The 21,408-nt window shown below is 40.6% G+C and carries 18 protein-coding genes; 4 read left to right on the top strand and 14 right to left on the bottom strand.

The features are described from left to right. Positions 1 to 254: 254 nt before the first annotated feature. Positions 255 to 1,280, bottom strand: coding sequence for a metallophosphoesterase family protein (locus QOL76_RS02055; protein WP_283411360.1), 1,026 nt, complete (start codon positions 1,278 to 1,280; stop codon positions 255 to 257). 539 nt (positions 1,281 to 1,819) lie between these two features. On the opposite strand from QOL76_RS02055, the gene QOL76_RS02050 reads away from it, so the two are divergent. From QOL76_RS02050 to QOL76_RS02040, 3 genes are all read left to right on the top strand, one after another. After that, on the top strand, positions 1,820 to 3,082 hold the full coding sequence (locus QOL76_RS02050; protein ID WP_283411359.1) for a putative DNA modification/repair radical SAM protein: 1,263 nt from the start codon (positions 1,820 to 1,822) through the stop codon (positions 3,080 to 3,082). Continuing rightward, positions 3,083 to 3,862: a TIGR03915 family putative DNA repair protein gene (locus tag QOL76_RS02045; protein WP_283411358.1), complete on the top strand. Its 780-nt coding sequence runs from the start codon at positions 3,083 to 3,085 to the stop codon at positions 3,860 to 3,862. Positions 3,863 to 3,968: 106 nt separating this feature from the next. Next, on the top strand, positions 3,969 to 5,714 hold the full coding sequence (locus QOL76_RS02040; RefSeq protein WP_283411357.1) for an ABC transporter ATP-binding protein: 1,746 nt from the start codon (positions 3,969 to 3,971) through the stop codon (positions 5,712 to 5,714). A 59-nt stretch (positions 5,715 to 5,773) separates the two neighbouring features. Here QOL76_RS02040 and QOL76_RS02035 read toward each other — a convergent pair whose 3' ends face one another. From QOL76_RS02035 to QOL76_RS01980, 12 genes are all read right to left on the bottom strand, one after another. Further along, on the bottom strand, positions 5,774 to 6,463 hold the full coding sequence (locus QOL76_RS02035; protein WP_283411356.1) for an HAD family hydrolase: 690 nt from the start codon (positions 6,461 to 6,463) through the stop codon (positions 5,774 to 5,776). Positions 6,464 to 6,652: 189 nt separating this feature from the next. Next, the gene (locus QOL76_RS02030) at positions 6,653 to 7,567 is read right to left on the bottom strand and encodes an alpha/beta hydrolase (RefSeq protein WP_283411355.1); all 915 of its coding nucleotides are present in this window, start codon (positions 7,565 to 7,567) and stop codon (positions 6,653 to 6,655) included. A gap of 10 nt (positions 7,568 to 7,577) precedes the next feature. Beyond that, positions 7,578 to 7,919 carry an L-rhamnose mutarotase gene (locus tag QOL76_RS02025; RefSeq protein WP_283411354.1) on the bottom strand — a complete coding sequence of 114 codons (342 nt, stop codon included), beginning with the start codon at positions 7,917 to 7,919 and terminating at the stop codon, positions 7,578 to 7,580. A 143-nt stretch (positions 7,920 to 8,062) separates the two neighbouring features. Continuing rightward, positions 8,063 to 9,373 (bottom strand): L-fucose:H+ symporter permease, encoded by a 1,311-nt coding sequence (gene fucP, locus QOL76_RS02020; RefSeq protein ID WP_283411353.1) that lies wholly within the window; start codon positions 9,371 to 9,373, stop codon positions 8,063 to 8,065. An 8-nt stretch (positions 9,374 to 9,381) separates the two neighbouring features. Next, positions 9,382 to 10,146, bottom strand: a complete 765-nt coding sequence (locus tag QOL76_RS02015; RefSeq protein WP_283411352.1) for an L-fucose dehydrogenase — start codon at positions 10,144 to 10,146, stop codon at positions 9,382 to 9,384. Between the two features lies 1 nt (position 10,147). Beyond that, complete coding sequence (locus QOL76_RS02010; protein ID WP_283411351.1) at positions 10,148 to 11,146, bottom strand: PDDEXK nuclease domain-containing protein; 999 nt, start codon at positions 11,144 to 11,146, stop codon at positions 10,148 to 10,150. A gap of 155 nt (positions 11,147 to 11,301) precedes the next feature. Then, a complete protein-coding gene (locus QOL76_RS02005; protein WP_283411350.1) occupies positions 11,302 to 12,150 on the bottom strand; it encodes an amidohydrolase family protein in 849 nt (282 codons plus the stop codon). Further along, complete coding sequence (locus tag QOL76_RS02000) at positions 12,147 to 13,007, bottom strand: fumarylacetoacetate hydrolase family protein (RefSeq protein WP_283411349.1); 861 nt, start codon at positions 13,005 to 13,007, stop codon at positions 12,147 to 12,149. The genes QOL76_RS02005 and QOL76_RS02000 overlap by 4 nt, the downstream gene beginning before the upstream one ends. Before the next feature lie 155 nt (positions 13,008 to 13,162). Next, the gene (locus QOL76_RS01995) at positions 13,163 to 13,921 is read right to left on the bottom strand and encodes an SDR family NAD(P)-dependent oxidoreductase (RefSeq protein WP_283411348.1); all 759 of its coding nucleotides are present in this window, start codon (positions 13,919 to 13,921) and stop codon (positions 13,163 to 13,165) included. Positions 13,922 to 13,981: 60 nt separating this feature from the next. Further along, positions 13,982 to 15,061: a Gfo/Idh/MocA family protein gene (locus tag QOL76_RS01990; protein WP_283411347.1), complete on the bottom strand. Its 1,080-nt coding sequence runs from the start codon at positions 15,059 to 15,061 to the stop codon at positions 13,982 to 13,984. Between the two features lie 24 nt (positions 15,062 to 15,085). Further along, positions 15,086 to 18,211, bottom strand: coding sequence for an AsmA family protein (locus tag QOL76_RS01985; RefSeq protein ID WP_377918950.1), 3,126 nt, complete (start codon positions 18,209 to 18,211; stop codon positions 15,086 to 15,088). A 42-nt stretch (positions 18,212 to 18,253) separates the two neighbouring features. Continuing rightward, on the bottom strand, positions 18,254 to 18,862 hold the full coding sequence (locus tag QOL76_RS01980) for a peptidylprolyl isomerase (protein WP_283411345.1): 609 nt from the start codon (positions 18,860 to 18,862) through the stop codon (positions 18,254 to 18,256). Positions 18,863 to 18,960: 98 nt separating this feature from the next. Between QOL76_RS01980 and QOL76_RS01975 the strand changes: the two genes are divergently transcribed. After that, positions 18,961 to 20,181 (top strand): GAF domain-containing sensor histidine kinase, encoded by a 1,221-nt coding sequence (locus QOL76_RS01975; RefSeq protein ID WP_283411344.1) that lies wholly within the window; start codon positions 18,961 to 18,963, stop codon positions 20,179 to 20,181. On the opposite strand, the gene QOL76_RS01970 is transcribed toward QOL76_RS01975, so the two are convergent. After that, positions 20,156 to 21,310: a 1-acyl-sn-glycerol-3-phosphate acyltransferase gene (locus QOL76_RS01970; protein ID WP_283411343.1), complete on the bottom strand. Its 1,155-nt coding sequence runs from the start codon at positions 21,308 to 21,310 to the stop codon at positions 20,156 to 20,158. The two genes, QOL76_RS01975 and QOL76_RS01970, sit on opposite strands and share 26 nt — an antisense overlap. Positions 21,311 to 21,408: the final 98 nt, after the last annotated feature.

Genomic DNA, 21,408 nt, shown 5'->3' with positions numbered 1-21,408 from the left:
TTCATATAAATTGGAATGACTTGAAAATATCTTCGTTGCTCCTGAACGTCGCAAAGTTTTCCAATCCTATGCGCAATAAATTCTAATTTTGAATGGACTGGTTCAGGACTTTCCTAATCCTGATTTACTCTCGCTATCTGATACCTCTGCAGACCGCTACTAATAGGTGTTTTTGTGTTTTTCCAGAAGGTGAATGGATGAATTTTAATAGCTTTCGGTTTTTTGTTTACGCAGGTTGACAGCAATAGCTTCAGCTATCCCAGTACCTTTCTATCATGCTCTTCCATAGGTTTAAAGTTGATATCTAAATAACCTCCACTCGCATTATCATCGCTCACTACTTGGGGTTTTCCATTGATTAGTTCTACCGAATTTTGATGGGTATGTCCTGCAAAGACGCCTAATAAGTTTGGTGCATTAAATACTTCCTTGTGAAAATTAAATGTCGTTTGGGTATGTCCACCTTCCGGCCATTTAGGACGCCTTTCTATTTCAAAATTGCGATCCGTGGCAGCTCCCCAGTTAGGGTTGCCACAACCAAAATAAATCATTTTTCCAGGAGCATACATCGGAATGTGAACAAGTAAAACCAAGGGCATTTTACTGGCAACCTGTTCTCTAAAAAAGGCCAACTGTTGCTCATTGATTTGGTAGGTAGAATTGTCAATCGCCAAAAATCGTATTCCTTTAATCTCATAAGCAGACATTAAGGGGTTATTGCCTTGATATAAGGGTAATAGCCGCTTCTCAATCCAACTGTCCCGCAAAGACTCCATGGAACCTTCCATTCCTTCATAATGCCAATCATGGTTTCCTGCGCTATAAATGAAGGGGATGCCAGTTTCCTTTATTTTAGATAGCACCCATTCTATGGCTGCTTCAGAGGGGAAACTGAAAATATCCCCATTCAAAATTATAGCATCTGCATTCACCTCTTTTGCAAAGGCCAGCGTTTGTTCGAAGGATTCCTCTGGATTAGTTTTTATACCTGTTTGAAAGTGAGTGGTTTGGTTATAAGCCTTTGCCATTCGATTACTATATTCTTGGTAGGGAATCCCTCTTTCATCATCGGTAAATAGATGTGTGTCGGCAATATGAACCACCCGAAGCGACTCAGAGATTTGCTCAGCATAAAAGCTTACTTTTTGCTGGTCTATAGTTAGTGCTGTCTTAATCGGTTCGCTTGGGTTCTTTTCTTTGGTTGTAGCAAAGGATGTTGTGGACAGTCCAAGTCCCATTAAGGCTGTGGTGCTTTTTTTAAAAAATGAGCGGCGGATCATTAGGTGTTTTTTTGATTTAAAATTATAGAACAATAATACCTAATTTTTTTTAGCTCTGGGGTAGCCAATTTGCCCTTCACACATATAATACGCATTGGATTGTTCCCAATTATAGTAGTTGACTAATTGAAGTTCGTAGCTGATTTGACAGATGGGAAGTGGAGCTTTCCGAACCAAAATCAAATCACTGGCAAAGAAGTAGATGATCCTAATTCTATTTATCAATGACTCATTTTAAGGAGTAGACTTGACTAAATCCGAAGTCTGACAATCTATGTCATAGTACGCTCTATATAAGCTTAAAAAACATGAGTGAGGCGATGGAATGCAAGAACCAAAAACACAAGCCTCTCGTTTTAACAATTCGGATTTAGAATACGCTAGAGAGAGAAGGTTGTGCTATGCAATGTGATTTTACACAATTTCGTAGCTGCATACTATTGCTTAAGCTTATCAACCCATTATAGCAATTTTCGCAGCGTCCCGCTGGTGAAGTGTTAATTAATTCATTCCCCATTCATATTTGATAAGTTCGGCCTATGTCCTTTGAACGCACACAAGAAAAATTAAAAATACTCGCTGACGCTGCAAAATACGACGTCTCTTGTTCTTCAAGTGGGAGCAATAGAAGCAATGCAACTAAGGGGCTTGGAGATGCTACTGGTATGGGGATCTGTCACTCATACACCGAAGATGGGCGATGCGTTTCTTTATTGAAAATTCTGCTGACCAATCACTGCATTTTCGATTGTGCTTATTGTGTGACAAGAAAAAGTAATGATATTAAGCGGGCTGCTTTTCAGGTGCAGGAAGTGGTGGATTTGACTATTAATTTTTATCGCCGCAATTATATTGAGGGCTTATTCCTGAGTTCGGGGATTTTCAAAAGTGCTGATTACACCATGGAGCGACTGGTGGCTGTCGCCAAAAAGTTGAGATTAGAAGAGAATTTTAACGGATATATTCACCTCAAATCAATTCCTGGAGCTTCGGATGAATTGATGAAAGAAGCTGGTTTGTATGCCGATCGCCTAAGTGTGAATATTGAGATACCTACTAAGGAAGGTTTGAAATTACTTGCTCCAGATAAAAATCGCGAAGATTTCATCAAACCAATGATTAAGGTGAAGAATGAAATCATTCAGTACAACTCAGAAAAGAAACTTATCAAAAGCACGCCTAAGTTTGCCCCGGCTGGGCAAAGCACGCAGATGATCATCGGTGCCAGTGGTGAAAGCGATCAGCAAATCATGTGGACATCAGATTACTTCTACAAAAAGTTTGAATTGAAGCGTGTGTATTACTCAGGATATATTCCTATCAGCAATGACAACCGCCTTCCGCAACTAGGTACCGCGGTACCTATGCTACGGGAAAATAGGTTGTATCAGACGGATTGGTTAATGCGGTTTTATGGGTTTGATGTACACGAGATACTGAATAATGAGCATCCAAACCTGGATCTGGATGTAGATCCAAAATTAGGTTGGGCTCTCAGGAATTTGGGGCATTTCCCTGTTGATGTCAATAAAGCAGATAAACATATGCTGGCAAGAATTCCCGGTTTGGGTATGAAGTCAGTCCACAAAATCATTCAAGCAAGACGTTTTCGAAGCTTAAATTGGGAGCACTTGCAGCGGATGGGAGTGGCACTCAATAGAGCTAAGTATTTTCTTGTTTGTGCATCCAATGATTTTGAACGCCGGGATTTGACAGGGGCTCAATTGAAGTCGCTTATTCTGCAAAATTCGACCAGTAAGTATCAAAAAATCCTGAGTCCACAGATGAATTTGTTCGGGTAAATGGTAAATGATCAGGATGTTATACTGGTTTATGACGGTAGTTTCGATGGGTTTTTAACCTCGGTGTTTGAGGTGTTTGAATTGAAATTACAGCAGGTTTCTATATTTAGAAAAGGTTTTGCGCAGAACTCTTTGTTCGGGACGATCAAAGAGGTGCTGACTGATCCTTTAAAAGCAGATCGAGTATGGAAAGGTATTTCGAAAAAATCCTCTGCAGCGGGCAAATCACGTATATATTATGCTTTTCTAAGTGAAAAGCCAGAGGTGGAAAATCTCTTATTGCGATATATTCAGTATTTGTTCAAAAGTGAGATTCAGATAGATTCAGATTTTGGGAATGATGATGTGCTGAAAGTGACGCAGATCGCCAAGAGTGTAGGTAGAGAAAAGCATAGAATGGAAGCTTTTGTCCGATTTCGCCTGACAAAAGATGGGTTTTACTTTGCTACTATTGAACCGGATTTCAATGTCTTACCTCTTATTTCTAAGCATTTCAAGAGCCGATATGCAGACCAACAATGGGTTATTTATGATCTTCAACGTGAATATGGAATTTATTATAATCTGGAAACAGTTGATATCATACAATTAACATTACCAGAGAATTTTAATGCCACACAAAGCTCCTCTGAATATTTTGCAGCTGAGGAATTAGAATTTCAAACCTTATGGCATGACTATTTTAAAAGTACGAATATCCCATCCCGTAAAAATATGAAGCTCCATATCCAGCATGTTCCCAAAAGATACTGGAAGTATTTAAGCGAAAAAATGGAATAGGGAAGGGTATCTCAAGGGGCATTATGGCCTTTTTACAGCTTAAGTTCCTTTCGATTTGGAACTGAGTAGGGGTTTAATGGGTTTTTCAGGCTTAACACACTATTTCATGGCAAAAAAAGCAGAGCGTAAAGTGACCATGGGTCAGGTCTTTAAGACCATTATATGGCCCAGAAGAAAGCATTTATTTTTAGGTCTCTTTTTAATTATCATCTCCCGTCTGGCCAGTTTAGTGCTGCCTGGAGCAAGTAAAATCCTGATCGATGATGTCATTCCTTCCAATGATATGACCATGTTGAAATGGCTGATCGGCGGAGTAGTCTTGGCTATCGTAGTGCAGTCGGCGACTTCCTATGCACTCACGCAAATACTAAGTGTAGAAGCCCAGAATTTGATTTCTAAGTTGAGATCTCAGGTTCAGGCACATATCATCAAACTACCTATTCGCTTCTTTGACAATGCGAAAACAGGCGAGCTAGTATCCCGAATCATGACGGATGTGGAAGGAGTTAGAAACCTGGTAGGAACAGGCTTTGCACAGATGATTGGCGGAATTTTGACCTCTATTGTTTCACTTTTCCTATTGATCAGCATAAGCCCAAAAATGACCTTGTTTGTCCTACTTCCAGTGGTAGTATTTGGCTTAGTTTCCTTAAAAGCTTTCGGTAGAATTCGTCCTATTTTTCGCGAACGCGGTAAGATCAATGCGCAAGTAACCGGCAGACTTACTGAGACGCTGGGAGGTATTCGGGTGATCAAGGGATTCAATGCAGAGGAGCAGGAGATTAAGACTTTTGCCAGCGGGGTAGATGAGCTTTTCCAGAATGTAAAGGCGAGTTTGACCGCAACAAGTTTTGTGACTTCGATGGGAGCATTGCTATTAGGTTTGGCATCCGCTGGAATTATGGGAATGGGTGGTTATATGATTATGCAAGGCGAGATGACCTTCGGTGATTTTCTTGCATTCACACTATATCTAGGTTTTATGATCGCACCGATTGTGCAGATGTCCAATATTGGCTCTCAGCTTACCGAGGCTTTTGCTGGATTGGATCGTACGGAGGAAATAATGAATACACCACTCGAGGCTGATGATCGTACCAGAACTTTAGCCTTGAAGGAGGTCAAAGGAGAAATAAAATTTGAGAACGTGTCCTTTGCCTATGAGGAAGATAAGGAAGTGATCAAGGGGGTAAACTTTCATGCACCTGCAGGTTCGGTGACAGCTTTGGTGGGAACTTCAGGTTCTGGAAAAACAACCATAGCTGGTCTTGCTGCAACTTTTTTAAATCCTGATTCAGGTAAAATCACCTTGGATGGATATGATCTGCAGACTGTAACTTTAGAGTCTTTTCGCTCCAGGCTAGGCGTGGTCTTGCAAGATGATTTTCTGTTTGAAGGGACAATCCGAGAGAATATACTTTTCCCAAGGCCAAATGCCAGTCTTGAAGATTTGCAAAAAGCAGTGGTGGCTGCCCACGTGCAGGAGTTCACGGATCGATTTGAGGATGGGCTAGATACCTTAATCGGTGAAAGAGGTGTAAAGCTCTCAGGTGGACAAAGACAACGTATAGCTATTGCCAGAGCGATTTTGGCCGATCCTAGGATTTTGATTCTTGATGAGGCTACCTCCAATTTGGATACAGAATCAGAAACGCTGATTCAGGCTAGCTTGAAGGAATTGATGAAGGGCAGGACCACATTCGTGATTGCTCACCGATTGAGCACGATTCGTCAGGCCGATCAGATCTTGGTAGTAGAAAAAGGTAATATCGTAGAGCGTGGCCAACATGATGAGCTTATTGCTCTGGAAGGAAGATATTATCAGCTTTATACGTATCAGTCGAGGATATAGCAGGATTTCGGATGAGGGCAGCCTAAGACCCTAAACCCGAAATCAATAATTCAAAATCCTCACATCGCTTTGATCATCTCCACCACCTGGGCGATATGCTCGGCCTGATAGAAATTGTCATGTTCGACTTCGTGCTCGATACGCTCGTGCTCCCAAGTGATGTGATAGGGGATATGAATGGCATGACCTCCAAGTTCCAATACCGGTAGGACATCAGATTTCAAGCTGTTTCCCATCATCAGAAATTCCTCAGGTGCTACATCAAGATGTCGGACGAGTTTGGCGAAATCAGCCACCTTCTTTTCGCTCATGATTTCTATGTGATGGAAATAATGGTCCAGGCCTGATTTCTTTAGCTTTTTCTCCTGATCCACCAGATCACCTTTGGTAGCCATTACCAGGCGATACTCACCCTGCAATTCAGCTAAAACTTCCTCAACACCTGGGAGAATTTCAACTGGCTTTTGCATCATTTCATATCCGATCTCTAAGATTTTGTCAATCGCTTTAACTGGAATTTTGTGTTCTGAAATCCGTAAGGCTGTTTGGATCATCGAGAGCATAAAGCCTTTGATCCCGTAGCCGTAAAGACCCAGGTTTCCGATTTCTGTAAGGTAAAGCTCTTTGATACTACTGTGCCTTGGCATAAACCCTTCCATCAAGCTGGCGAATTCTTCTTCAGCTTCCCGGAAAAATGGCTCATTCACCCAAAGCGTATCATCTGCATCAAAGGCTATAACTTTTATCATTTATTCAGATTGTAAGATTAATGAACAGTAAGGTTCAGAAGTTGGAAAGTGGTAAAGTGAAGTAGTAAGAAGTAGGATGTTGTCTCCCTGAGCGGAGTCGAAGGGTAATTAAGAAGCTATTTTGATAGGACTTAGTCTCCACTCAGTCTGGACAGACCAACTTTACAACTTTACCACTTTCCAACTATTTTATTTAAGATCAGTAAGCCAATCCAACAACACATCTCTCCAGCCGTCAACAGGTCCTTTTCCTAAGCCAAAACCGAAGCCATGACCGCCCTTGGGGTAGATATGCAGCGATGCTGGTACTTTGTGCGCATGGAGTGCATTGTAGTAAAGGAAACTGTTTTCAATAGGAACCCCAGCGTCGTCTTGAGCATGTACCAAGAAGGTTGGTGGTGTATTAGCAGTTACATTCAATTCACCCGAAAAACGATCGATCAATTCCTGACTGGCATTTTCACCAATTAGATTTCTTCTGGAACCAGAATGCGCGCTGGCATCTCGGAATGAGATCACTGGATAGGCTAAGATCGAAAAATCTGGACGAGCAGAAAGTGCATCAATCGCGTCTTTTGGTCTATCGACTTCATGTTCATACTGAGTGCTAACGGTAGAAGCCAAGTGTCCACCAGCGGAAAACCCTAAAACTCCAATTTTTCCTGGATCAATCATCCATTCTGCGGCATGATGTCTAGCCAAGCGAACTGCCCGCTGCGCATCAAGTAGCGGAACTTCTTTCGCATCTGTGAGAGATTTGGAGTCTGGAAGTCTGTATTTTACTACGATTCCTACAATTCCCTGCGTATTAAGCCATTTGGCAAAGTCTCTTCCTTCCCAATCGTAAGCCAAGATATGATATCCGCCTCCTGGAAAAATTACCACTGCTTGACCCGTGCGCATTTGCTTACTTGGCAGGAAAACTTCGATTTGGGGAATCTGTACATTTTCTATTCTTATGATTCCTTCTTCAATGGCCTTTTCCTCAAGTCCCATATCTTTCTGAAGTGGAGGGTTGCCTTCCCAAAGTGGAAGAATTATTTCTTGGGCATTTACGATCATGCTTATCATGATTAGGCTGAATACTAAAAAGGGCTTTTGCATAGGTTTTATTTTAGGCGTGAAAATCAAAAACTTTATCCATGGGTGCCCATCTCCAGTTCTCTGGTGTTCCAGGCAAATTGGTTTGGTAGTTACTTAGGAATTTTTCCCATTCCTGCACATGTGGGTTGGCTAAATCCATTTTCGCCTTCTTTTCAAATGAGAATTCCTCATCTGCCACTAATATCATGGTGAGTCTGTTTTCCCAGCGATAAATGGTCATTTGTAATACTCCGGCCTCCCGGATACTTTCAATGATTTCAGGTGCGACAGCCTTGTGGCATTCGTCATAGCCTAACTTAGCTTCCTCAGTGTCTTTGAGATCACAGATTAAAATATAGGTTTGGGTTTTCATGTTTACTATAGATTTACTCAGAATAATTAACCGTTATATTTTTGTCGATGGATTACAGGTTACTGCCGATATTTACCAAGACAAGATTCTTAAATACAGACAGGATAATCTTCAAATTTTCCAATTTTAGAATCCTTCAATTACTACAACTTTACCACCTTTTTTACCCGAATACTAAATAGCAACACCATCACAAAGCAGGCAAGAGGAAGGATGAAGGAGAAGTTAACTTCTGGGACGCCCAGAATCAATGTATCGTCATACCCGACTCCACCAATATCCATAATCATTCCTTGCAGTGTAGGCATAATCGCACCACCCACGATAGCCATCACAAGATATGCGGCCGCAAATTTGGAGTCTTCACCCAAACCATCCAATGCAATCCCGTAGATAGTAGGAAACATCAGGGACATGGCAAAAGAAATGGCTACCAAGGAATAAAGCCCAGGCATTCTAGGAAGGAAAATCGCTCCAGCAGTGAATATAATTGCCAGCACAGAAAAGATGCTGAGCAACTTAGTAGGAGAGATGTAGCGAAGCAAAAAGGTACAAACCCAACGTCCGATTAAGAATATTACCAATGCGGCATATCCATAATTAACTGCATCGGCATTCGATATACCAAGTACTTCTGCGTATTGGTAGATGTAAGTCCAAACCATGATTTGAGCTCCCACATAGAACATTTGAGCAAGGGTACCTTCCACGAAGTTTCTGTTTTTCAGTAAGCGACCCATAGTAGCTTTGAATTCTACTTTGCCTGTCTCTTTGCTCTCTGGCATTTTGACCATCGCAATGATCACTAGAATCGCGATCACCACCAATCCCAGCATCACATAGGGATTCCTAATCACCATTAGATCGGCGGTTCGAATTACAGCTTTGGAGGCTTCATCAAGCGAGGAAAATATGATGTTGCCGTCCGCATCAGTTGCATTCGATTGAAGTGCATTTAATATAAATTGCTTGGCTACAAATAATCCAGCCAAAGCTCCCATTGGGTTAAATGCTTGTGCTAAATTCAACCGCTGAGTTGCGGTTGCCTCAGGTCCCATGGACAAGATATAGGGGTTGGCAGTGGTTTCGAGGAAAGCTAAACCAAAGGTCAAAATGTACAGTGAAGCCAGGAAAAAGCCATAACTCTCCCAAGCTGCTGCTGGATAAAATAGCAATGCTCCAAAGCCGTAAAGGCCTAGACCGAGTAAGATTCCAGTTTTATAAGAATATTTTTTGATAAAGAAGGCAGCTGGCAAAGCCATTGTAAAATAGCCTCCGTAAAAAGCCATTTGTACCCAGGAGGCCTGGGTATTATTCAGTTCGAGTACTCTCTTAAACGCAGCCACCATGGGATTGGTGATGTCATTTGCAAAGCCCCAGAGGGCAAAAAGAGATGTGATTAAGATAAAGGGTAGGATAAGCTCCTTTGGGACTAATGCAGGTTTTTGGGTCATGGGTAGGATTATAAAGAACGGTCAAGATGGGTGTAGCCACCATCCACAAAGAGATGCTGGCCAGTGATATGTCTGGCTTTGTCGGAGAATAAGAAAATTGTCATGGAAGCAATTTCTTCAGGCGTAGTCATGCGTTTTCCCAATGGGATTTTGGCTGTGATCGATTCCAGTTTTGCTTTTGGATCTTGAAAAGTATTGATCCAATTTTCATAAAGCGGAGTAAAAACTTCAGCTGGAATGACTGCATTCACAGTTATTTCGTAGGGTAGGAGTTCGACAGCCCATTCGCGTGTGAGCGAAAGCTGAGCTCCTTTTGCTGCAGTGTATCCTGAAGTACCTCCTTGGCCAGTAACAGCTGTTTTACTACTGATATTGACGATGCTACCTTTTGCTTCTTTCAAATGCGGCAGGGCAAAATGTGCCAAATGATAGTAATGATTAAGGTTTTTGGCTACCGATTTTTCAAAAGCTTCAGGGCTTCCACTTTCTAAACCAACACTGTCATTTGCTCCGGCATTATTCACAAGTCCATCAATTCTACCATATTTCTCTAGCGTAAGTTTGACGGCTTTTTCGGCATCAGCAGCTTCGAAAAGTCGGATTGGAATCTGAAATGCTTCTCCCAAGGCGAGGATTTCTGCACCTTCTTTTTCCGAAGGATCAATCATCACGGGAATTGCACCTTCGGCAATCAATCCTCTGGATATAGCCCCGCCAATTCCTTTGGTTCCGCCAGAAATCAGGATGACTTTATTGGTTAGGTTTAGGTTCATTTTATAATAATTTCTTATGTTCTATTCTTGCTTTGGCTTCCATTAATACTTGATGCAATTTTGCTTCTAGTTCACTTTTAGGTGGTAATTCTGTCCAGTATTCGGCTACCATTATTCCGTCTTTTCCCATTTCAAGCAATTCTATTTGCTCATTACTTTTTTCGGCACATAGTATCAATCCTATCGGAGGGTTTTCACCTTCTTGTTTTTCGTATTTATTGAGCCATTTTAGATAGAGCTCCATTTGTCCTTTGTAGGCTGGTTTGAATTTGTTGAGTTTTAACTCAATAGCTACGATACGCTTCAGTTTTCTATGAAAAAATAATAAGTCAATATAAAAATCCACACCATCCAGTATGATCCGTTTTTGTCTTTCTACAAAAGCAAACCCCTTACCTAGCTCTAATATGAAATGCTCTAATTCCTTCAGAATTGCTCCTTCTAAATCATTCTCCAAATAACCTTCTTTTAAGCCTAGAAAATCCAAAAAATAGGGGTCTTTAAAACTAGATTGAATTTCTATGTCAGTTTCAGATAATTGGATTTGTGCGATTTCTTTTCGCTCAAAGGCTTTTCTTTCTATTTGATTTCTTAATTGTCTAATGCTCCACTTTTCTTCTGATATTTTTTTTATGTAAAAATCTATAGCCGATGGGTTCTTTAAGGGAATTAGTGCTATAAAATGTGACCAGCTCAATTGTCGTGACACTGTCACGACAATCTGAAAATTCGGAAAGGTTTCCGCAAACTGCATCATTCTGCGAAGGTTTTTTTCCTGAAAAGACTTCCCGTATGCATTTGCTAATTGACCAGCAACTTTAGGGATCATCTCCTTGCCATATTCTGCTCGCTTATTTTCTAGAATATAGGTGTTTATTTTAAATCCAACTTGCCAGTAAACAAGGGTAAGTGTGCTGTTAACTTGAGCAGTGATTTCTCTTTTACCATTTTCAATAATGTCTGCCAAATCCTGAAACAGCAGCATTTCCTTGTCTTTCATAATATAGCTTCAGACTGTGTATAACTAGATTAGCATAATAAATATGGTCAAACATTAGCAGAACCAGTGTCACGAAAATTTGATAATTTGAAAAAACTACGGCAAAACGAATCAGAATGTGAAGCTATTTCTTTTTCAAATAATTAAAATTAAAATTACTTTTCTGGCTTTGGCATAGCAGAAATCCCATAAAACTCAGCACCAGTATTTCCCATAATTGCTTCTTTCTCGGTCTTGGAAAGTTTATCGGTAAAACGCTCGATGACTTCCAGAACCTGCTCATATTCTCCTGCAATCTTACAAACTGGCCAATCACTTCCAAACATCAGGCGCTTTGGACCAAATAGTTCGAGGACTACATCCAGATAAACTTGAAGTTCAGAAGCTGTCCACTTCTTCCAATCAGCTTCGGTGACCATGCCAGTTACTTTACAGAAAATATAATCCCGCTCCGCAAGTGGAGTCATTTCCTTTTGCCACTCTCTCCAAATACCCAGTTTGATATTTGGCTTAGCGATGTGGTCGATAACGAAAGGCTGTTCCGGCGCTTTTTTCACAAACTGCAAAGCAGCTTCCAATTGATTGTGAAAAATCAGAATATCGTAAGTATAACCTCGCTTTCCGATTTTTTCTACGCCTCGGATAAACTCCTTTCGGAGCATATATTCCACTGGTTTTGACTGGAGAACTTCCCGGTAGCCCTTTAGCTTTTTTTGCGAAGCAAACTGATCCAGATCCTTATCTACATCATCAGAACCCAAATCAACCCATCCCACGACAGCTTTGATTTGCTCATGTTCTTCTGCCAAATCACATAGGAAGGCAGTTTCTCTGAAACTTTCATCTGCCTGTACTGCGACGCAACCGTCAATCTTATGCTCTGCTAAAATCGGGAAGAGATCTTCCGGAAGAAAGTCTCGCTGGATCACTTTCATGTCGTCGGTGATCCAGGAGTGCTTTTGGGGATTGTATTTCCAGAAATGCTGGTGGGAATCCAGTCTCATGCTTCTGGGTCGTTGATTGCTGTTTGCTTTGCTTCACCAAGCCCTTCGATTCCTAGTTCTACAACATCACCTTCTTTCAAGTAAGTAGGAGGGGTCAATCCAAGGCCAACGCCAGCTGGAGTTCCTGTAGAAATCACGTCTCCAGGCAATAACGTCATGTACTGACTCAGGTGCTCAATCAATTCAGGAATATCAAAAACCAAATCTGACGTATTGCTGTCTTGGAGCATTTCCCCGTTCAGTTTCAACCAAAGTCTCAAGTTATGCGGATCTTCGATCTCAGTTTTGGTGACCAAAACTGGCCCAAGAGGAGCGAAGTTATCAGCACTCTTTCCTTTCACCCACTGTCCTCCATGATGTAATTGAAAATCACGCTCTGAGACATCATTGTGAACACAGTATCCTGCCACATAATCCATCGCATTTTCTTTGCTTACATATTTCGCCCGCTTGCCGATCACCACAGCCAATTCCACTTCCCAGTCAGTTTTTACTGAATTCTTAGGAATCAAAATATTATCAAAAGGCCCACAAAGTGAAGAAGTAGCTTTCATGAAAATAATAGGAACTTCAGGAACTGCCATGCCAGATTCGATTGCGTGCTTACGATAGTTTAGGCCTATGCAAATAATTTTAGAAGGTCTGGCGATTGGCGAGCCTAAGCGGGAACCAGCAGGGATTTCATTTAAATTCTTCTGATTCGCGTCCAACCATTCTTCAAGTCTTGCAATTCCGTTGTTCGTGAAAAAATCTTCGTTCCAGTCTTCATTGAACCCTGAGCAGTCCAAATATTTGCCATTTTCGTCTTGTATGCCTGGTTGTTCTTTGCCGGCTTCGCCGAATCGTATAAGTTTCATATTAGTATCAAGTATTTAGATTTTAGTATCAAGTATTAAGATTCAAGATGTTAGAGTCAAGAATCAAGATTTTAGCTTCAGGAATTATGAGTTTATAATTGAGTTCAATCAATGCGTTGAATTCGTAAATCACAAATCTTAAATCCCATATCGTATCACATTTTCAATCCCAAGAACCCTCCATCAATTGGAATATTTGTTCCTGTGATGAAGCTTCCAGTTTCTGAACTCACAAAATAGGCAAGTTCTGCGATTTCTGAAGGTGTAGCCATTCTTCCTATCGGCTGAGTAGCTGCAAGTTTTTCAAACATTTCCTTCTCCTGACCTGGATAGTTTTTTGCTAAGAACCCATCCACAAACGGCGTATGCACACGTCCCGGAGAAAGACAATTGCAACGAATCCCATCAGCAACGTAGTCTCTTGCCACACTTAATGTCATGGAAAGTGCCGCGCCTTTGGTCATGCTGTATGCAAAACGATCAGGAATACCTATCGTAGCAGCCACTGAAGCCATGTTCAAAATTGATCCACCGCCGTTTTCTTTAAGCTTTGGAAGAGCTGCCTTGATGCAGTTAAACATGCCTTTCACATTTACCTGAAAAACTCTGTCGAAATCTTCAGGAGATGTGGTTTCCACTTTGCCAATATGCGACACTCCGGCATTATTAATCAAGGTATCAATCTTACCTGGAATTGATTGAATAAGATTTTCAGTTTCTGCTGGATCAGCTACGCTGCCACACAAAAAGGTGACATCAAAGCCTTTTTCTCTCTCAGTTTGAGCTACTGTTTCTCCTATCTCGGGATTGATATCTATGAAGTAAACTTTTGTTTTTTTGGCTGCAAAAAGCTGAACCATGGCGAGCCCGATCCCGGATGCACCGCCTGTAATAAGTACTGTTTTATTTTCCATAATTAAAGCAAAACGGAAATTAGGGTCTTTGACCTAGACTCCCAAAATAATTTCCATGGATTATAATTTAACTGTTTCTCCGGTTTTCACAGATTCATCACATGCGAAAGCAATTTTCAAACTGTTTAGAGCATCATTCAAGTGATCCTCCAGATTAATGTTTTCTTGGATCGTACGGAGGAAATACTGCTGTTCACGATTACAAAGCTCCTGATGATCAGGTTCGTCTTTCAGGTCTATCCATTCATCCGGTTGGGTGAATTTATTTTCTGAATCAATTGCCGCATGGTGAACCCGGATAGATTCTGTTTTAGTATGTGAATCTACATTGTCTGATTGACCACTAGCTCCGGCATCTTTGGCTGTGATGGAGACAGCGCCTTTTGGTCCAAAAACGTCTTTTACAAAAAAGGCCGTCTCACTCACCATTGGTCCCCAACCTGCCTCATACCAGCCGACAGAACTATCTTCGAAGCGAATCTGTAGTTGACCGTAGTTGTAATTATCTGAAGAAATATCCTCTGTAAGTCTTGCGCCGATGGCGGATACAGATACTGGTTTTGATCGAGTCATCTGACACATTACATCGATGTAGTGTACTCCGCAATCCACGATAGGGCTGAGGCTTTTCATTAGATTTCGATGCACATTCCACATGTAGCCTTGACTTTGCTGATTGAGATTCATTCGCATCACGAGAGGCTTTCCGAGTTTTTCGGCTTCGTTAATGAACCGAATCCAAGAGGGATGATGTCTTAAAATATAGCCTACTACCACTTTTTTGTTTACTTCTTTAGCTTTTGCGATAATCCGCTCGCAACCTTCGATGGTATCAGCAAGTGGTTTTTCAATGAAAACATGACAACCAGCTTCCAAAGATTTTACAGCAAAATCCTCATGCGTATCCGGGTAAGTAGAGATGCAAACTGCATGAGGTTTAGATTGGGTTAATGCTTCATCGAAATCTGAATAAAGTGGGTAGTTAGCTTGAAGTTGCTCGTTGAGTTTGTTTTTGGAACTGCCGCGGGAAACGAGACCGCAAATTTCAAATTCAGAAAAATTGTGGTAAGCCGTCGCATGCGCGATTCCCATATTTCCGCAACCGACCACTAATATTCGTATTGGCTTTATCGTACTCATATACTTTGGGTGTTTCTTTTACTGTTATTGATTTTCATTTTCATCGATGACTTCGACAAGCTCATCTTCTTTGGATACTTTTCCCACCTGCATGTTATAGTCCTCAGCATTTCCGGTGATTTTGATAGGTATTCCAAAGATCCCAAGGGGAGGTAATCCGAGCCGGAATCCTATACTCATGTCTCCATCCAAACTAACTTGCCCTTCAAAACGAGGACGGAACCCTGCGATTCTGATTTTGGTGCGAGGAATTGTCATTAAGTTATTAGCAATGCTCGTATGAATTTCAACATCATTCAGGTCAGGATCTTCGAGCTCATTATTCTCTGTTTCTTTGGCTATGGAATTCATAAGCTTGAACCCCTTCAGTTTGATGGCTTTCAGCCCTAAAGTACCCGCACCGGTAATCGAAGGAAGTACAGGTTCCATGTTTGCATCCAGTCTACCAGACAATTCATAACTAAGGGAAGCTTGGCCGCTGGCATATTTGGCGAAGGAAGCCATCTCTCTGAAGAGTGGGATTTCCTCATATGCTCGATGAATATCAAATTCCTTAGCATCTATCTGATAATCAAACTTGGCGGAAAAAGGAGTGGAGGCCATGTAATTTCCTTTCATTTCCACTGTGGCACCTATAATCTCAAACCTAGTTTTATTTAAGGAAAGCTGACCTGGTTTTGTATTAATCTCACCAGTGAAGTTCTTCAGTTTAAGTTCTCCGAATTTCATTGAGTCTACGGAAGCATTTACCATCACATCCATATTCAAGGGCGGAACGATGACGCCAGAAACTTCTCCGATACTATCGATTTCTCCTTCATTACTTTCTCCGAAAAAGGCGAAATCATCCAAATCTATATAAGGGGAGTGGAAGACTAGACTTCCTTTCAAAAGCTCCTCAGGATTACTTAAATATCCCAAGTAATTGCTGAAATATCCATCTGCTTTGATTTCATTCTTTTCGTATCCAAACAGAAAATTTTCAAAGCTGATTTTGTCTTGATTGAATTCCAGATTTCCTTTCTCCAATCTTAATGGTTGGGGAAGAAGTTGAGTTCGAACCAAAATATTCTCTACTTCGATAGTCCCTTGATTTTTAAGGTTTTGAATTCTCCCGTTTGTAGCGTCGCTTTGTAATCCTTTGAGATTTACATCAGTTATCAAATACCCATCGACGGACATATCAGAATCACCGAAAACTTTGTAAAGCTCTCCTAAATCCAGCTTTCCTTTTGAGCTCAGATCATATCGGATATCATTTAGATTTTCAATATTCGCAGTGAGCGTAAATGGATTGTTTGCAAAATTGAATTGTATAGGCTGTACCTCGAATTTTAGATCAGAATAGGAAGTGCTACTGCTTTGCATTTTCAGCACCATCGAAAGATCTTTGATTGCTTCTGGATGATAAGGCGTTTGGATAAGTCCCTCTATCAAGCTGAAATCAGCAGCAATAATTGGAATAGTTTTTTGCTCTTTATTAAAGTTTCCCTTGGCCAAAAGATCCATGTTGATCATTCCTCTCAGGACGAAACCTGAATCTAAAGGATAAAATTTAGGAATATCAGCGAGGTCAAAGCTGCTTTTTATTTTACCATCAATTGCCTGATCACGATTTTTATTATAGGCAAAATATCCATCAGTAACCTGGTCCAAGACCTGAAAGTGAATCTTTTTGAAATCTATTCCAATATGCTCGGGTAAGCTATCAGGACTGTTTATAGATAAATCAATCGAGATATCTTTGATTGCTTCGGGAAGCTCAGTCCATTTGAAATATCCTTCGGAAAGTCCTGCTGAAAATGAAAAAACTGGGATGCTACTTGTAATGTATTTAGGCTCTCGGAGGCTTTTAGGGTCCTTTGAACTCACGAACTGTCCCCGCGATGTCAGGTTAAGATCCAATTTTCCGCTGAAGTCCAGTGATTCAGTTCCTAAGGCTTCATTCAATATTCCTAAATCAAGTTTTGCTTCCAGGTCGGAATCCAATTTCATGGGATTGAGCTCAGCTAGATGGATATTTCCTTTCAAAAACCCATTTCCTAGTGAGAAACCGATACTATCTACATCAACTCTAGTAAGATTAGGGTCCAAGTCTGGTACCATCACATTCATGCTCAGACGCAGGTTTTCGATGGGAGTCGAGGCGGATTCATGTTCCAAATACCCATCTCGAACCTGTAGATTCAAGGCCAAAGCAGGCATTTGATCTTGTTCGGGCAGATATAGACCCTGAAATGAGCCCACAATATCGCCAGTGCCACGGATACTAGTTTGTCCTAGATTAGGCATCAATTCAGTTGGTATGACTGAAAGCATATCTTTCAACTCAGCATTGAAGGATTCCAGTACAAAATTCATATCGTATCCTCCCTCTAAAAATTCAAGTTTACCCACAAAATTTACTGGTAATTCATTGATTTTAAGTTCGTTTCTCACAAAAGTTAATTCAGTTGACTCGGTATTGATCCGTGTTTGAAGACTAGCTGTAACGCGGTTTCTATCAAAAATGGCGAAGTCCTCATAGATTAATCTGAACTCTTGAATTTCCAAGTCACTACCCAATGATAGAATATCATCGGCAAGGTCTCCTCCGCCTACGTAATCAATACCCCTTGCCTCACAGATCATGTCCAGCGAAGTGTCTTGGTAGAGGAAATGGCTGTTTTTCAGAAAGAAACCTTCGATCTCCAACTCCAGACTACTGGAAGTAGTGTCTGACTCCTTTCTGTCCGAAGATGGGGTTAAGACGTCAAAATTGGATAAACCTTTGTTGTCCCGCAAAATCTTGATTACCGCCTCATTCAAATAAAGTTGATCCACTTTATAATTGTCCGAGAAGAGTGAGGGGATGTTCACTCCAAGGTCTAGCTGCTTGGTATAAAGCAAAGTGTCCTGCTCAAAAGGTGCAGAGCCTGCTATGAATAGTTCATCCAAAGTGATCGTCAAAGAGGGGAAATGACGAAAAAAGGTTAGCCCAATTTGTGAAAAGTGTACTTCACTCTCAAACTGATCATCCAACATTTTTTGAAGTTCCACCTGTATTTTATCCTTAAAAATGAAAGGAAATAAGAGTAAAAAAGTAAAGGTGAGCCCAAGAAAACCAAGTAAAAACTTAAAAGCTTTCCTTTTAAAGAAAGGATTATTCATTAGGGGGAACGATTAAGTGAAAAGTCTCCAGACAAATTTGCTTTATGAATTTCGCATTTTCTCAACTTGAGCCTTTTCCTTGTAAATTATTTTCACGGATAATGTTATAGGTTTAATAGGCTCATTTGTATGATCTCGCTTTACTCTGACGATTTGCTCTATGACACTCATACCTTTGATGACATGGCCAAAAATCGTATAATCACCATCCAGTCTGGAGATTCCCTCAGGATTTTGAACAATATAAAATTGGCAGCGTGCAGATAATTTGCCGGGATTGTCATCTCGACCGGCACCCACAGCACCATAAACATGCTTCAGTTCTGGTACAAACTCAGGCTCTAAAAGATATTTGGGATCCGTAAATCCTTCCTCCGTATCTGGGCAACCACCCTGAGCAACAAAGTTTGGGATAACTCGATTGAACGTCAATGAGTCCCAATAGCCAGCATTTGCCAACTCAATGAAGCTTTCCATATGCTTAGGAGTGCGCTCATCTAGTGCGATCAAAATTTCACCAAAGGGTGTCAGGATTTGACCTACAGGTACATTTGTATCGCTGGTTTGAGCAAGTGCTTTATTTTCCTGAAAAAGAAATATGTTTATTACTAAGAAAAACAGCACCAGGAGAGGTCCATATAATCTATTCATTCGTAGATGTTTGATTTTAGAAAAAGTAATTGCCTTTTCATTTGGATAGGAAAATGAAATAAAGATTTTTTGTGCCAGTAATAGTTAAAAGTAGTAAAATGAATCAAATATCTTCCTTGCAAGAGAATGAATTAGATAGGCTTTTGGCCTTAAGTAATCTGGGAATAGATTACTATGAGCCAAAGCAGGGATTAAATTATCTTACGGAGTTGGCAGCTAAAATCAGCGGGACAGAAATTTCACTTGTCAATCTTATCGATTCATTTACACAATGGAGTGTGTCCTCCTATGGCATAGATATTACCCAAATGCCAAGGGAGGATTCTGTTTGCCAGTACACCATTCAACCCTTTTCCGGCGAAAGTTTTGAAGTGAAAGACTTGAGTACTGATGCACGATTCAAAAATAAATTTTATGTAAAAGATGCCCCTAATCTAAGGTATTATATGGGAGTGCCTTTGACTTCTCCAGAGGGATATAACCTCGGGGCACTTTGCGTGATGGATAGTCAAATGATGCATCTTTCGGAGGATGTTAAGGAGTTATTGAAATTGATAGCAAGGCAGATTGTTGACAGACTTCGCGTAAATAATTTGGTGGCAAACCTTAAAAATAAAGTAAAGGAGGCTGAATTGAACCAGCAGAAATTGGCACATGATATTCGAGGTCCGATAAGTGGGGTGATTGGTTTAGCAGATTTAATTCTTGATGAGAAATTGGCGCCTAGTCCTGAGGAAATCATGGATTATACAGATATGATTAAGCAAAGTAGCTTGTCCCTGCTTGACCTATCAAAAGATATTCTGTCTAAAAGTTATGATGAGAATTCTAACAGAAGTCGAAATTTAAAAGAAGGAGAAACCAACTTGGTAAAACTGAAAGAAACACTCATGCGACTTTTAGCTCCGCAGATAAGGATAAAAAATATTGACTTTACAGTAAAACTAGATCAGGAGAACCAATTCGAGTCATTTTCCAAATTGTATGTGCTTCAGATTTTAGGGAATTTACTTTCCAACTCTATCAAATTCACTAAGACTGGAGGTGAAATTTCCGTGCTAATGAATCTGAAAAGAAAGGAGTTGGATTTGATTTTAGAGCTGATTGTTAAGGATAATGGAATAGGGATGAGCAGTGACAAAGTGGAAGAAATATTTGATGGAGGCACATCCCCTGACGAAGGAACTCATGGAGAAATTGGATTTGGTTTGGGGTTGAACTTGGTGAAAAAGCTTGTGAGCCAACAAAATGGAACCCTGGAAATTGAGTCCAAACTAGGTGTAGGAACTAAGTTTAAGATAGAGATGAAGGTGAACTAGTCTGCAATGCAGCCTTCTGATTGTTAACGGGGTTAGCATACATTGCCAAAAAGCTTTTCACCAGAAAGTCATTTTTCATATTCACTTTTTCATGCATTCGTTTTTCGAAGGAACTTTTCTCCTCTTCGGAGTAGAACTCCACATATTCATTATCTCCATAAAGTAAATCATGGGCGATATAATTGCTAGGCCAAAGTTTATATCCTGCCCAGATTTTTTGATCGATAGTTTCAGCCAGTTTACTGAGTTTGTCAGGTTGACTGATTTCCATTTTCGAGATCTCCTGAATTTCCTTATCTAATAGCCCATTCACTTGAAGATGGATACGTTTTTTGGTGCCCATGATTCCACGAAGCAAGTTCATGAAATCCTCATTCTCACTTTTGATGTATTTTTCATCCCGGGATTTGGCTAGCCATTCTGGCATTTTCAAGACGTCTGTAGGATCATATTCATAAGAAATTGAGATTGGTACCACTTTGATTTTTTCAAAATATCCAAATGGATTTGCGCCTTCTTCTGAAAGTGTAAGCATTTTCAGAACTCCCCGATGGGTCGCATCATTACCGTCTTTCGTCCTTCCTTCCCGCTGTGCTGTCCAGACTGATCTATTTTCAGTCAATAAAGATTTTTTTATGTAGGCAGAAGCCAATTGCGAACTTTCAAGCAAAGCTCTTCCTTGAAGCCCACGCTTGATAGCAAAGTTTCTGTTCAGTCTAGAAAGTGTGTGTAAAAAGGGCTTTTGGATCAAATTATCACCAATGGCAGAAGTGGTAAGAATTAGACTGTTTTCGTAGAGGCAGGAGTTTAGAAGAGAAGTATCTAAGATGATGTCTCTGTGGTTCGATATAAATAGGTAAGCCGTATTAGGCTGCAATTGCTCGAAACCGCCTGTACTTAAGCCATCAGAGCTTTTTTCTATGACTTTTTGAACCCCAGGATAAATGAAATTCACCTGAAAGTCACGCAAGGAATGGGTATGCACCATTAAATCCTTCCAATGTTCTTTTGTATCGTTAGGAAAAGTGAAACTCATCATGGCTTCCAGCATAGGATCATCTACAATCTTGCGGATTGCAGCATTGGCTTCTACGTCATAAAAAGGCCTGATTGAATCAAATTGCGACATAACTATCTTTTGGGTGGTCTGCAAAAAGCAAATTTTAGCTTAGAAATCTAAGCTAAGATACATCTATCGGAGTTAATTTACCTTAGAACTACCTAATG

This window comes from Algoriphagus winogradskyi, from assembly GCF_900182815.1.
GTDB lineage: Bacteria > Bacteroidota > Bacteroidia > Cytophagales > Cyclobacteriaceae > Algoriphagus > Algoriphagus winogradskyi.
The sequence above is the reverse complement of the archived record's forward strand: the minus strand, read 5'-3'. Positions and strand labels throughout refer to the sequence as shown.